Consider the following 13,804-nt stretch of genomic DNA (forward strand, 5'->3'; position numbering starts at 1 on the left):
AGACGGTGCGCGTGCAAGCGGTGTATCGTCGAGTTGCCTGAAGGAGCGGCCGATGAACCCGCACGAAACAAAGCAAAAAATAGCAGCACACCCTAGCCCCAAGACTAAGCCGGCGCGCCGTGCGTATCGGCCAGGCTGGTTATGGTTCTCCCTCGCGCTGTTGCTGACGCTCAGCGCCGGCGCCGTCTTGCAGCCGCCCCACCCCGACCCCTGGCGCACGACGCAGGGATGGCACCTGACCAGCCTCGACGGATGGCGCTACCCCGTCGAATACAACGCCTTTAAACGGCTGCCCGTGATACACGGGGCTTTGAATAGCGTCCATGCCCGCCCGAACGGGCGCGAGGTATGGGCGGTGGGCGAGGGCAGCTTGATCGTTCATTCGTCCGATGGCGGCGCTCACTGGGAACAGCAGTATCCGCCCGTAGCGGTGCAGCCGACCCAAGCATCCGCCCCTTGGCTGGACTGGCTGGCCCGTCCCGTGTTGGCTGCGGAACTCGCGAATAACGCGCCGAATCCGGCTTATCCGGACTCGAAGGCGGAACGCGTGTTGCGCAAGCCTTCGACCGATCAGGCATTGCAAGACCGAAAAGCGTCCCTCGCAAAGAAAGCGGCCATAGAGCGCTCGGTGCCAGCCAAGCCGGATACCACGGTTAAGGCACCGGAGCAGCCGGCCACCGACCCGGAAAAATCCCAAATCGGGACGACGGAAAAAGAGACTTCGGCAAAAACGGTAGAGGATCAGCCGAAGAGCGTGACACCGCCTCAAACGCCGCAACGGGTCACACTGAACGGCATTTACTTTGCCGATGACACCCACGGCTGGGCGGTGGGGGACAGCGGCACCATCCTGGCGACCCGCGACGGTGGCGCGCACTGGACACCGCAGAAAACTGAGACTCCAGCGGGTTTCGCATCGGTCTACTTCGTCACGGAGAATCAGGGCTGGGTCGTCGGGGCAGCGGGCGTGATCTTCTCGACTACGGACGGCGGCGAAAAGTGGACCAAGCAAGTCAGCACCACTCAAAGCGGGCTTCGCTCGGTCTTCTTTTCCAGCGGAGGGCAAAAGGGCTGGGCTGTAGGTGAGGGGGGCACGATACTCGCCACTATCGATGGCGGTAAGAACTGGGGGCAAAAAGACAGTGATATTCGGTGGGAGCTTCGCGCCATCCAATTTCTCAACGACACTCATGGATGGGCGGTAGGGGCGGGCGGCGTTATTCTCGTAACCAGCAATGGTGGCGAAAGTTGGGAACTGCAGTCCAACGACAGCCAGGTGGCTCTCACCTCCGTTCATTTCATCGACGAGCAGCATGGTTGGGCCGTAGGCTGGAGCGGCAGAATTTTGGCGACCGAGGACGGTGGGAAGACCTGGAACGCAAGGAACACCGGTACCGAGAACTGGTACGAGTCTGTCCATTTCGCCGATCTGCGGCACGGATGGTTAGTCGGAACCGACGGCACCATACTCGCTACCACGGATGGCGGACTAACCTGGACATTGCAAAGCACAGGCAGCGAGAGCGACTTGCAGTCAGTGTACTTTTCCGGTCTCGGACACGGCTGGGCTTTGGGGACAAAAGGGACAAATTTTGCGGCCTCCGATGAAGGCGCACGGTGGACTCCCCAGTCCCGAGTCAAGGAATCCGAACTCACTACGGACGTCATGTCCGTGATGTTTGTCGACGCTCAACGCGGCTGGGCTGTCGGTAAAGGCGCCGACATATTCCATACGATAGACGGGGGACGTAGTTGGGGGGAACAAACGGTCGAACACGACCCTCCCGAGATAAGGGATTTCCATGCAGTCGCCTTTGCCGACCCAGATCGCGGTTGGCTGGTCGGCAAAAGCGGGGTCATTTACGCAACCCCGGATGGAGGGCGGAGATGGCAGCCGCAAAAGAGTACTGTCCGGGTAGATCTGATGTCCGTGCATTTCGTAGACGGAAAACTCGGCTGGGCGGTGGGAGATGAAGGGAACATACTCGCAACTGCGGATGGCGGCGCAAACTGGAAGCCGCAGACGAGCGGCACTACAGCGTTACTTCGTTCCGTTTATTTCGTCGATGATCGACACGGTTGGACGGTGGGAGATGACGGGAAAATCATTGCCACGATCAACGGTGGCGCGAATTGGAAGCCGCAGACGAGCACGGTTCAAACCCATCTTCGGGCGGTCCGCTTCGTCGACGTACAACACGGTTGGGCCGTGGGGGACAACGGAGTCATAGTCGTCACGGCGAACGGGGGCGCGGATTGGAAACCGCAGCCGAGCCGCACTCAGGCAAATCTTCGTTCGGTCTATTTTGTCGATGCCCGACATGGCTGTGCCGTTGGGGACGGTCATACCATACTATTGACCCGCGACGGCGGCAGTACCTGGAGCGATATCGAATACCAGCGCTTACCCGCTCCCTGGTATTACCTGGGACTGGCGGTCTGTCTGCTCGCATTTGTGCGTGGGTTCGCTCCGCCGGCTCCCGTCAGTCTGCCGGGTCGAACAAAACCTAACGCGGCTAACGACGAAAACCACGGCGCAGCCGGCATTTTCGTGTCGGACCAGCCCTGGAAACCGGGCGATCCGGATCATCTGGGACACGGGGCTCTCGCCGTCGGTTTGAGCCGCTTCTTGCGCAACGAGAATACCGAGCCCGGATTGACGCTGGCGATCACGGGGTCCTGGGGTTCCGGCAAGAGCTCCATCATGAAGCGCCTGCAGCACGACCTGGAACATGCGCATTTCCGTCCCGCCTGGTTCAACGCCTGGCATCACCAGCAGGAAGGCCGGCAACTGGCCTCGATGTTCAGCGCGATGCGCCGGCAGGCCATCCGTGCCTGGTACACGCCGGCCGGTTTTTGGCTGCGCATACGGCTGCTTTGGGCCCGCGGCTGGGGCTATCGGATGATCCTGGGCCTGACGCTCGCCGTTCTGGTCGTCGGGGTAGGCGATGCGGCCGGGCACGAGGATATGCTGAAGGCGCATTGGCGCAGCTATGTACTGAAAGAACCGCAAACCGTGTTGACCCAGACCAGCCTGGAAAAGCTGAAAAAGGACGGCGCATTGAACGAGGCGGACCTCACGCTGCTCAAGCAGCGCGCCGTTTGGCAGGTGCCGGCCGGGCAGGGCGGCTGCACGGCCAAGTCGGCCGATCGGAACGCCACCGCTTGCGTGTTCGAGTCGCCGGGCCATCTGCTGGAGAGCCTGGAAAAATCCCTGCTGAAACGTTCCCTGTCGCAAGAGGAGCAAACGGCGGTACTGGCCGCGGCCCATCATTTGCCGCCGGCAGAATTGTTTCCGCATCTCACGGTGATCGTCGCGCTGCTGGGCCCGTTGTTGGCCTTGTTGATGGGCAAAGGCCTGGCCGTGTATGGCCTGGACTTGCTGCCCTGGGTGCGCCGTTTCCTGACCGACGGCGGGGCCGAGGCGCCGAAGGCCGCGGTCGGCACGCTGGAGCACTATCGGCGCGAGTTCGAACTGCTGACCCATGCGCTGAAGGGCCGGCTGGTGCTGTTCATCGACGACCTGGACCGGTGTACCCCGGAAACCGTGCGCGAAGTGCTGGAACTGGTGAACTATTTGGTCAGCGCCGGGCAGTGCTTCATCGTGCTCGGCATGGCCATGGAGCACGTCGAGGCCTGCATCGAACCCAAGGACAAGACGCAGAACCAGGACGAATACGCCAAGCAATATCTGAAAAAGCTCATCAACATCGAGGCGCCGGTTCCCCTGGCCACGGCGGAGGGGATCGGCAAGTTGCTGGAAGGTTTCCGTGCCCGTGCATCCAAGGGCGCGGAAAAGAAGCCGGGCCATACGGCGGTCCTCGCCTGGCTGCGGCGGCGGGGAGCGAACGAATCGGTCATGAATCTTGCGGCTGCGCTGTCGCAGCGGGCTCGTTCCGCCATGAACATCGCATGGTCCCGGGTTTCGCAGGGCTTGGGCTTCGTTCTGCCCGCTACGCCGCCGCTGGCCTTATGCGCCGTGCTGGCCTGGGGCTTGTTGATACGCGAGGCGCCCAAGCCGCTCGAATTCGCCGAGCCGGTGGTCGCGCAGGCGTCGGTGAGCGCGGCGGATAGGGGAAATTCCGGCGATACCGCAACAGCCCAGGCGCCGGAAAGGAAAGACAGCGGCCCGGTCGGCGTCATGGCGGCGCAGACGTATGATCCGGCCAAGGCCTTGAGGCTACCTCTGGGCTTCGTCGGCTTGGTCGCGCTCTCGTCGTTCTGGCTGTACGGCTACCGCAAGGAGTTGTTCGATCTGCCGGAGCGCACGGTGGATTCGGACGAATTCGTTACCACCCTGGACGCCTGGCGCGACATCATCCGCCTGGGCGACCCCACGCCGCGCGGGGTGAAGCGTTTCGTCAACCGGGCCAGGCTTTTTTCCATGCAGGTGGAGGCGATGCGGATGCCGGACGACGAAGTCATGCGCGAGTCGGTGCTGGTCGGTTTGGCGGCTTTGCATCATTTGAATGAAGGACTGGTGGAACACACGGCCGGCTTTTCTATGCGGAGCATGGATGATGACGCGCGCCGGAGCCTGGAAGAAAAGCTGGGCAAGCCGTGGAAGGAGATCGGTGAATTGATCGAAAGCGTGACGGTCAAACTGTCGGACGGACACGGCGGCTGGGCGCCGACCGAGGCCGAATGCCGGGCTTTTCTCTCCCTGGCCAGGGGTGTTTACATACGCTAGCCCAGCGTTCCGGCACGACCGACTTGCAGGCCTTGCCGGGCGGGTAACAAGGATGAGACGCTAGCGGCTGGCACTATCCAATCAGGAGATCGAGATGAGCCCCGCTGAATCGGACACGATAGGTCGGTATCTCCTCCAGCGTCTGTACGAAGAGGGTGTGCGAGACATCTTCGGCGTACCGGGCGATTACGTGCTCGGCTTCTACGATCTGATGGCCAACAGCCCCATCCGCCACATAGGCACCACGCGCGAGGACACCGCCGCGTTCGCCGCGGACGGCTACGCGCGCTGCCGCGGCCTGGGGGCGCTGGCGGTCACTTACGGCGTGGGCGCCCTGAATACGGTCAACGCCGTGGCCGGCGCTTATGCCGAATCCGCGCCAGTGGTGGTCATCAGCGGCGCGCCGGGTGTGCGCGAGCAGCGGGAAGACCCCCTGTTGCACCACCGTTTCGGTCCGTTCAATTTTCAGCGCGAGATTTTCGAACGCATCACTTGCGCCACGGCGGTGCTCGACGATCCGCTGATGGCTTTGCGCCAGATCGATCGGGTGCTCGTGGCGGCGCGCCGGCAGTGCAAGCCGGTTTATATCGAAATACCGCGCGACCGGGTGGCAACGCCGGGCTATCCCGTGCCGGCGGAAGCGTTCGAGGAAGAGCCGGCCAGCGATGCCGCGGCCTTGGCCGAAGCGGTCGCCGAAACCGTGGAATTGATGGGCCAGGCGGTCTCGCCCATGCTAGTCGCCGGCGTTGAACTGCACCGGCGCGGCCTGCAGGATGCCCTGATCGAACTGGTGGAACGGGCGCATCTGCCGGTCGCCGCCACCCTCACCGGCAAATCGGTCATCGCCGAGCGTCACCCCGCCTATCTGGGCATCTACGAAGGCGCGATGAGCGCGGAAGGCGCGCGCTACACGGTGGAGCAATCCGATCTGCTGCTCATGCTGGGCGTCACCCTGAACGACGTGGACACCGGCATCTACACCGCGCGGCTGGATCCGCGGCGCATCGTCCGCGCCTCGCAGGACGAAGTCGTCATCCATCACCACCGCTATCCGCGCGTCGCCCTGGCGGACTTTGTCCTCAGCCTGGCGCAATCGGCAGGCGCGCGCGCCGACGCCTACCCGGCCGCCCCGGCCGTGCCCGAGTTCGGCTTTCCCGAGCCGAATCGGCCCATGGCCGTGGAGCGCCTGATCGCCCGCCTGGATCGCGCGCTGACGCCGGAGATGATCGTGGTGTGCGACGTCGGCGACTGCCTGTTTGCCGCCCTCGATCTGCGGGTGCACGAACGCAGCGAATTCCTCGCCTCGGCCTTCTACACCTCCATGGGCTACGCGGTGCCCGCCGCGCTCGGCGCGCAGATCGCCCGGCCCGATCACCGGGCGCTGATCCTGGTGGGGGACGGCGCGTTCCAGATGACCGGCACGGAGCTTTCCACCCACGCGCGTTACGGTCTGGCGCCCATCGTGGTGGTGTTCAACAACCGCGGCTATAGCACGGAGCGCTTCATCCTCGAAGGTCCGTTCAACGACATCGCGTCCTGGAACTTCGACCGTCTGGGCGAAGTGTTCGGTCCCCTGCGGGGCTACGACGCGCCCGACGAACAGTCCTTCGAAATCGCGCTGCTCGGCGCGCTGGCCGAGCACACCCAGCCCAGCATCATCAACGTCCACCTGCCGCAGACCGACGCCTCGGCGGCCATGCAGCGCCTGGCCGCACACCTGCATTCCCGGGTTCAGGGATAGCTATCCGGATTATTCCGCTTTTTAATGGCCGTCGCCTTAGGGTTATTGCAGGCGGAAAGGCCGGTTCGGCATAAGCAAGGGAATCTCGAACGGATAACGACTAGGCACGTGCCGGATATTGCCCGATAGGCGCAAATAGGCCGGATTCGAATCGCTGCCCGGAATACAGCAGCCATGGTGCAGTTTGCTTGGTTTGAAACAGTTTGTGGTCGGCATGACAAACCGGGCTGCGGGAGTCCGAAATTATCCTATTCAGTCCAGGGCTGCTGACATAAATCCCGACCGGCTGCGGCTTTGCGGGCGGATTATCGCTGGGTTCAGATTGGGCGGGTGGGCATATATTCCGGATTAGCCGAAGGAGTTGACGGATTTTTAGTATGGAATTGTATCTCCCCCAATTGTATAGTGGCCTCGCCTATTAGTGGCATGAATGTTGATGATTATGCTCAGGGAATAAGGACGCAGGGATGGAGCGGGTATATACCCTTGCCGGTTCGCAGTGGAGCGGCCGATATAAGGATATCTCCTGGTGCGCTCATACGGCGTAGTTAACGCATCCCGGGGGCCTGCATGAGCCACGACGTCAGTTGCCGAGCCGGTTTTCGATCGCCGACTGATACCGATGTAAAAGTTTAACTTAGGGAAGATTTATGAGACTCAACGACGTAAGGTATTTATTGATGGCCGCGGTGATCGGCGGTCCGCTCCAGGCTCAGGCCGCCGGTATCACCGATCCGGTTGGGGATTATCTGTCAGGATATACGGGCAGCACAGCGGGGGATCTGGATGTGCTCAGCGCCTCGCTGACCTATAACCCGAGCACCGATATATTCCATTTCGAAAGCAATTACGGCGCGGATGTGGGCACTACGCCGGCCGGGTTTTATGTGCTGGGCATAAATCGCGGCGCCGGGACTGCCCGTTTTGCCGCCAACGGATTGCCGAATGTGCTTTTCGACACCGTGATACGTTTCGGCAGTACTGGGACCGGCTTGATCAATCTGTTGAATACCGATCCGGCGACCGTGACTCCGTTGCTCCCGAGCGCGATCACGATACAAGGCAAGCGCTTGTCCGCGGATATCGCCGGCGCATTGTTGCCCTCGGCCGGCTTGGCCAAATCGGACTACACGTGGAATCTGTGGCCACGCGACGGCGCCTCGGGCACGGGCTTCCCCGCCATTTCCGATTTCGCACCGGACACGACGAATGCCGCGGTCCAGACGGTCCCCGCGCCGGCGGCGGTCTGGCTGTTCGGCTCGGTCCTAGGCGTGATTACCGTGATCGGGAAGCGTCGGGTGCCGGCGCCTGCTGTTCTCCCGGTTTAGCGACCGGCCCGCGATCCTGCGCCGGGGTGGCTGAAGCTCAGCCGCCCCGGCGTCATTTCTCTCTATCGTCTGCCGCCGCCCTTGGGGAAGATGACCCACAGGCCGCCCAGCGCGGCCGCTACGAAGCCTATGATCCCCAGGGTCGACAGCGCCGGACCGCCCGCCGCCGTGACGATGATGGACGAGCCTATGATGAGCGCCGCCACGATGAGGCCTTGCGCCAGGCGGTTCACGGCGTTTTCGAATTGGTCGCCGACCCGCCTGATGTGGTTCACCTCGACGTGGATGTCCAGCTTGCCCCGGCGTATGCGCCGCATCAGTCGGTTCAGGTCTCCGGGCAGGACGCCAAGGAAGTTCAGGCCTTCCGCCGCCGAACGCCAGCCTCGCCTGACCAGGGTCCAGGGCGCATAACGCGCCTCGATGGCGTGTTTCAACATCGGCAGCATTTCCGCCGGGATGTCGAACTCCGGGTCGATCTCGCGGCCCATGCCTTCCAGCGAGATGAAGGTCTTGAACAGCAGGACCAGGTCGGGCGGCAGGGTGAGATGGTGTTGCCGCATGAGGCGGGCGAAATCCGTCAGCATCGCGCCGAGCTTGAGATGCTTGAGCGGGAGGCCGTGATACTGGTCGAGATAGGTTTGCACGTCCAGCGTCAGGCTGGATTCGTCCGCGGTATTGGAGCCGCCGGCCCAATCGAGCATGACTTCGGTGACCAGGCTGGGCTGCAGGTTGAACATGCCGAACAGCAGACGGGTCAGTTCGTCGCGCCGTTCCTCGGTCAGCCTGCCCACCATGCCGAAGTCGATGAAAGCCATGCGGTTGCCGGGCAGGTAGAACAGGTTGCCCGGATGCGGGTCGGCGTGGAACAAGCCGTCTTCGATGACCATCTTGAGCACGGCGTGCGCGCCGCGGCGGGCCAGCAGCTTGCGGTCCAGTCCGGCCGCTTCGGCGGCGTCCAGTTGGCGGCCGGGGATGGCGTCTATGTATTCGAGCACGGCGACGCGCTCGGAGGTCCATTCCCAGTGGACGCGGGGAATCACGATGAGCGGCGGCGCACCGGGCTGGAGTACCGGGGTGTCGGCATCGACGTAGCCGACGAAGTTTTCCGCGATGCGCTCGGCGTTGCGGCATTCGCCGGCGAAATCGAGTTCGCGCCGCAGCGACTGGGCGAATTGTCCGGCGATCTCGACCGGATGGAATTGGCGCAGTTCCGGGGTTTCCGACTCGATCAGCAGGGCGAGGCGGCTCAGCCAGCGCAAATCGGCTTCAATCTGCGGGCGTATGCCGGGGCGGCGCACCTTGACCACGACTTCGCTGCCGTCGTCCAGGCGGGCGCGGTGCACTTGGGCGACGGAGGCCGCCGCCAGGGATTGCTCGTCGAACCAGGCGAACAGGGTTTCCGGCGGAGCGCCCAGATCTTCTTCGAGTTGCCGGCGTATGTCCTCGTAGGGCACGGCCGGCACGCTGTCCTGCAGCTTGCTGAATTCGGCGATCCACTCGGGATCGAAAATGTCCACGCGGGTGGCGAAAACCTGGCCGAGCTTGACGAAGGTCGGACCCAGTTCCTCCAGCACGCGCCGCACCCGGGTGGGGGCGTCGAGCTGGAACACATCCTCCATTTCCTCCCAGTGCAGCGCGCGGCCCGCCTTTTCCAGCAGACGGGCCAGCCCCATGTTGCGCACCATCGCCCCGAATCCGTAACGGATCAGGATCGCGGCGATTTCGTGCAGGCGCCCGAGGTCGCGGGCCGCCGTCAGCGCCTGCCAGAACATCAGTCGGGCCGGTCTTTGTCGTATCGACGGGGCTGCAGTCGGTCGGCCAGGCCGGCCAGTACGCCGGCCGCGATGTCGCGCATCAAGTCGGCGGTGGCGTGCGCCAGTTGTACGCCGGTCCCGATGCCGCTGAAACCGGTGCCGGCGACGTGCTGGCCGAAGCTTGCCAGGGTTTCCTGTAGTTGCGCGCCCACGGCGGTGCCCTGGCGCTCGGAGTGTTCGAGGATGCCGCGCAGGGTGTCCGCAACGAAGCCCTGAGTCGCCGTTGCGGTGGTTTTCAGGGTCTCCAGGAAAAGCGACTCCAGACTTTCGAGATCGGAGCGCACCTTGGCGAGGTCCTCGCTGCCGAATGTTTGTGCCCGTCCCACCGCTTCTTCAAGAGTGAGCTTGGCCGCCTCCGCGAACTGCGCCAAGGCGGTATCCAGCCCGTCGATCGCCTGCTCGAAGCGTGAGCGGGCGAGCTGAGCCTGCTCCGCCGTTTGCTGCAGTTCGCGCTGTGCGCCGTGGCGCGCGCCTTCGACCACGGACGTGATGATGCGGCGCAATGATTCCAGGTCGAGGGGCTTTTCGCTCAAGGCGTCGTAGGTCGCCTGGCGCACGGTTTCTTCGACGTCTTCGCCGCCTTCGACGGCGAGCCTGACATTGGATTCGAGCGTATCTTCCCGAAGAGCGGATACCTCGGTTGGTTTGGTTTCATTGGACATGATCGTCGACCTCCATGAAGTTCCGGAACCGTCAGCGTATCACGGCTGGATGAACATGACGCGCTATTGGCGAACGGGTACGGAGGCGGGGCCGTATGCCCGTCCGGTCCCTAGCGTTCGGCCGGCGCGGCGCTGTCTTCGTCCATTTTCTTTTCCAGCGAGCGGATGGCTTCGAGTTTTTCTCTCAGCAGTTTGGTTTCGTCCTTGCTGGCCTTGGGTTCCGCTTCTCCCTTGGTGGCGCGGCGCTCCGATGCGGCCGCCCGGCGCCCGCTGCTGCCGCTGCCCAATCGTTTGAGGATTTCCGCCTGGTAGGCGGCCATGCCGGCGACGGGCGCATCCAGGGTGTTTTGCCGGGCCAGGTCTTCGTAAGCGGACAGCAGCCGGGAGGTGTCGCCGCAGTTGTCCGACAACGCCCGTCCCATCATCAGGCGCAACAGCCAACTGGCCTGGGGCGTTTCTTTCTGACGCTGGCTCAGCCAGCGGCATTCCTCGGCGCGCGCGGTGGCCGAGCGGGCGGCGAAATCGCGCTGGAAGTCGATCAATTCGCCGACATTAGGTCCGCTGGTGCCGAATTGCTGAACGGGAAAGCCGTATTGATTGCCCGCGCAGCCGGCGAGCAGGGACGTACACAACAAGAGGGGGATTGCGGATTTCATTCAGTTCACATCGACTCGGGGTATCAATACGTGTACGCGGGCGCCGGTTTGATCCTGGCGCGGGTCGAGGATTTCCAGCCTGCCCAGGGCATGGGCGACGTATTCGGCGGCGATGGCCAGGCCCAGCCCCGGTCCCTCGGTGTTCAGCGCCAAGGCGGCATGGCCGCGATGGAAAGGTTTGAGCACGTCGGCCCGCTCGTCCGCGTCTATGCCGGGTCCGTCGTCCTCCACCTCGAATTCGATGGCGTCGCCGTGGACCCGCAGCATGACGCGGATTTCGCCGCCTTCGGGGGAGAATTTAACGGCGTTGGAGATCAGCTGCTCGAAGATGCCGCGCAACTGGTCGACGATGCCGTGATAAGGCACGCGCTGGATCAGGGCCTTGGTGCGCAGGGACTTGGCTTGCAGATGTTCGCGCTGGTCGGCGAGCACGCCTTCCAGCAGGGTCTTCAGATCGGTGTCCTTGCGTTCGCTCAGTATGGGACTCTCGTTGACCCGGCTGTAGCGGACCAGTTCGTCGGATACGGCCTTGAGCTGGTCGACGCGCGATTGCAGCCGCGCGCATGCCGCTTGCGCCGGACCCGCGTCCGGCAGTTCGCGGACGAGCAGGGCCGAGTCGTCCCTCAGGCTCGCGAGCGGCACCTCGATTTCCCGCGCGACGTTGTGCATGAACTGCTGCTTGGCCTCCTCCAGGTTCAGCAAGCGGCCGCGCAGCCAGTCCAGCCGTTCCCCCAGGTGGCGTAGGTCCTTGGGGCCCCTCACGTTCACCGTCTCGGCGAAGCGGCCGGCGCCCAGGCGGCGGATGGCGGTGTCCAACTGGCGGATCGAGCGGTTCAGCACGGTCAGGATGAGCAGGAAAGAGGCCAGGGACACCCCCATCAGGCTGGCGGTCCGCACCCACATGCGTTGCTCCAGTTCAAAGGACTGCCGGTGCAAGGATTCCACCTGGCGGTCGACCCGCACGCTGATTTCCTGCCACAGGCCGTTGGCCGCGTCGCGCAGGCCGCGGAATGCGTCTTCCACCGGCAGCTTGGGCGTGGCGTCGGACCCGGTGATCTGCTCGTGGATCAGCCTTTCCTTTTCCAGCAATTCATTCACCAGCAGAGTGAGCCGGCTGTCCAGGGCGGGCTGTTGCAGCAGCTCGTTCAGGGTCTGGCGGAACGAGTTGCGGACGTTCTCGTAGGATTCCCGCTCGTAGGGTTGGCGCAGGGCGGGGTCGGACAGCAGCACGAAGAGCTTGGCCTTGCGCTCCAGGTCGTTGGCCTTCTGCAGCGCCACCCGCATCACCTTCATTTGCTCGGCGGTCTGGTACAGGGCCTTTTCTCCCAGTCTCGCCGTCTCCCGCATCCCCAAGCCGGCGTAGGTGAGGGCGATGAACACGGGGATCATGGTCGCCAGGAAGCCGGTAGCGAGCAGGTTTTTCAACGAGAACAAGCGTCCGAAGAGGCGGCCGGGCAAGGACGTGGGACGGGTGCCCTTGTACTGGTCCGGTTCGGATACGATGATTTTCCGTAAAAAATTCAAGGGATGGGGTGCCGAGTGGGTGAAGGGCGGACGCGGAGGGATTTCGAAAGCATCATGTTACCAAAACACCCCGTCCGGGGTCAGGCAAGGCCGGGGCGATGGAAGTTCCCCGGGGTGGCGGAGCGCTTCGCGTCGGCCGGCTGATTCGTCGCACGGGAGCGGCGTGTCAGGCCGGCCCCGGCGTTTGCGGATCCAGCAGTTCGACCCAATGACGCACCGGCACTCGGGCGGCCGATTGAAGATGGCTGAGGCAGCCGATATTGGCGGTGGCGATGAGTTCCGGTTGGCCGGCCTGCAAGGCCGCCAGCTTGTTATCGAGCAGACGTCCGGCCAGTTCGGGCTGGAGCAAGGAATAGCTGCCTGCCGAACCGCAGCACAGATGCGGGTCGGCGACCGGCGTCAGCTCGAAGCCGAGTCGGGTCAACAGGTCTTCCACGGCGCCGGCCAGTTTCTGGCCATGCTGCAGGGTACAGGGAGATTGGTAGGCCAGCCGGCGCGGGCGGATAGTCAGGCGGCTCGTATCCTCCCGCGCCAGGACTTCGGCAAGATCGAACGTCAGGGCGGACACGCGGGAGGCCTTTTCTGCGTACGCCTGATCGTGCTTCAGTACCTCGGCGTATTCCTTAACCATCAAGCCGCAGCCGCTGGCCGTCATGACGATCGCCTCGGCGCCCTGCTCCAGGTAAGGCCACCAGGTGTCGATATTGCGGCGCATGAAACCGAGCCCTTCCTCGTGCGCGGAAAGGTGATGGCTTAGCGCGCCGCAGCAGCCCGCGCCTTCCGCCCGTATCGCCTGTATGTTCAAGCGGTCCAGCACGCGCGCCGTCGCGGCATTGATGGCGGGCGCCAAGGTCGGCTGCACGCAGCCTTCCAGCAGCAGCATCTTGCGGGCATGCCGGCCGGCCGGCCACGCATCGGGCCCGGGCAGGGCGGGGAGCTTGCCGCGCAGCGAGGCCGGCAACAGCGGACGCAGCCCCGATGCGAGCCGGGCGAGCCGCGCGAAACGGGATGGATACGGCAGGACGGCGCGCAAAGCCCGGCGGACCAGCTTGTCCGGCCACGGACGAGGGGCTTGCTGGTCCACGACACGGCGGGCGATGTCCAGCAGATGACCGTAGCGCACGCCCGAAGGGCAGGTCGTTTCGCAGGACCGGCAGCTCAGGCAGCGGTCCAGATGCCCACGGGTCCTGGCGCTGGGTCGTTCCCCTTCCAGGACCTGCTTGATCAGGTAGATACGTCCGCGCGGGCCGTCCCGTTCGTCGCCCAGCAATTGATAGGTCGGGCAGGTCGCGGTGCAGAAACCGCAATGGACGCAGGAGCGCAGGATGGCTTCGGCTTCGTCGCCGTCCGGAGTCGCCTTGATGAATTCGGCCAGTCGGGTTTGCATGT

At 63.9% G+C, this 13,804-nt stretch carries 8 protein-coding genes; 3 read left to right on the forward strand and 5 right to left on the reverse strand.

What is annotated here, in order from left to right; genetic code table 11:
* Positions 1–52 precede the first annotated feature (52 nt).
* From JWZ97_RS02410 to JWZ97_RS02420, 3 genes are all read left to right on the forward strand, one after another.
* Positions 53–4,690 (forward strand): YCF48-related protein, encoded by a 4,638-nt coding sequence (locus tag JWZ97_RS02410; protein WP_205433205.1) that lies wholly within the window; start codon positions 53–55, stop codon positions 4,688–4,690.
* Positions 4,691–4,784: 94 nt separating this feature from the next.
* A complete protein-coding gene (locus JWZ97_RS02415; protein ID WP_205433206.1) occupies positions 4,785–6,431 on the forward strand; it encodes an alpha-keto acid decarboxylase family protein in 1,647 nt (548 codons plus the stop codon).
* A gap of 650 nt (positions 6,432–7,081) precedes the next feature.
* A complete protein-coding gene (locus JWZ97_RS02420) occupies positions 7,082–7,759 on the forward strand; it encodes a hypothetical protein (RefSeq protein ID WP_205433207.1) in 678 nt (225 codons plus the stop codon).
* 62 nt (positions 7,760–7,821) lie between these two features.
* Here JWZ97_RS02420 and JWZ97_RS02425 read toward each other — a convergent pair whose 3' ends face one another.
* The 5 genes from JWZ97_RS02425 to glcF form a co-directional block, all read right to left on the reverse strand.
* A complete protein-coding gene (locus JWZ97_RS02425) occupies positions 7,822–9,531 on the reverse strand; it encodes an AarF/ABC1/UbiB kinase family protein (protein WP_205433208.1) in 1,710 nt (569 codons plus the stop codon).
* A complete protein-coding gene (locus JWZ97_RS02430) occupies positions 9,531–10,235 on the reverse strand; it encodes a DUF6781 family protein (RefSeq protein WP_205433209.1) in 705 nt (234 codons plus the stop codon). The genes JWZ97_RS02425 and JWZ97_RS02430 overlap by 1 nt, the downstream gene beginning before the upstream one ends.
* A gap of 110 nt (positions 10,236–10,345) precedes the next feature.
* Positions 10,346–10,891: a hypothetical protein gene (locus JWZ97_RS02435; RefSeq protein ID WP_205433210.1), complete on the reverse strand. Its 546-nt coding sequence runs from the start codon at positions 10,889–10,891 to the stop codon at positions 10,346–10,348.
* Positions 10,892–12,415 (reverse strand): HAMP domain-containing sensor histidine kinase, encoded by a 1,524-nt coding sequence (locus JWZ97_RS02440; protein ID WP_240342441.1) that lies wholly within the window; start codon positions 12,413–12,415, stop codon positions 10,892–10,894.
* 166 nt (positions 12,416–12,581) lie between these two features.
* On the reverse strand, positions 12,582–13,802 hold the full coding sequence (gene glcF, locus JWZ97_RS02445) for a glycolate oxidase subunit GlcF (RefSeq protein WP_205433211.1): 1,221 nt from the start codon (positions 13,800–13,802) through the stop codon (positions 12,582–12,584).
* Positions 13,803–13,804 lie beyond the last annotated feature (2 nt).

Source organism: Methylococcus sp. EFPC2, assembly GCF_016925495.1.
In the GTDB taxonomy this organism is placed as follows: domain Bacteria; phylum Pseudomonadota; class Gammaproteobacteria; order Methylococcales; family Methylococcaceae; genus EFPC2.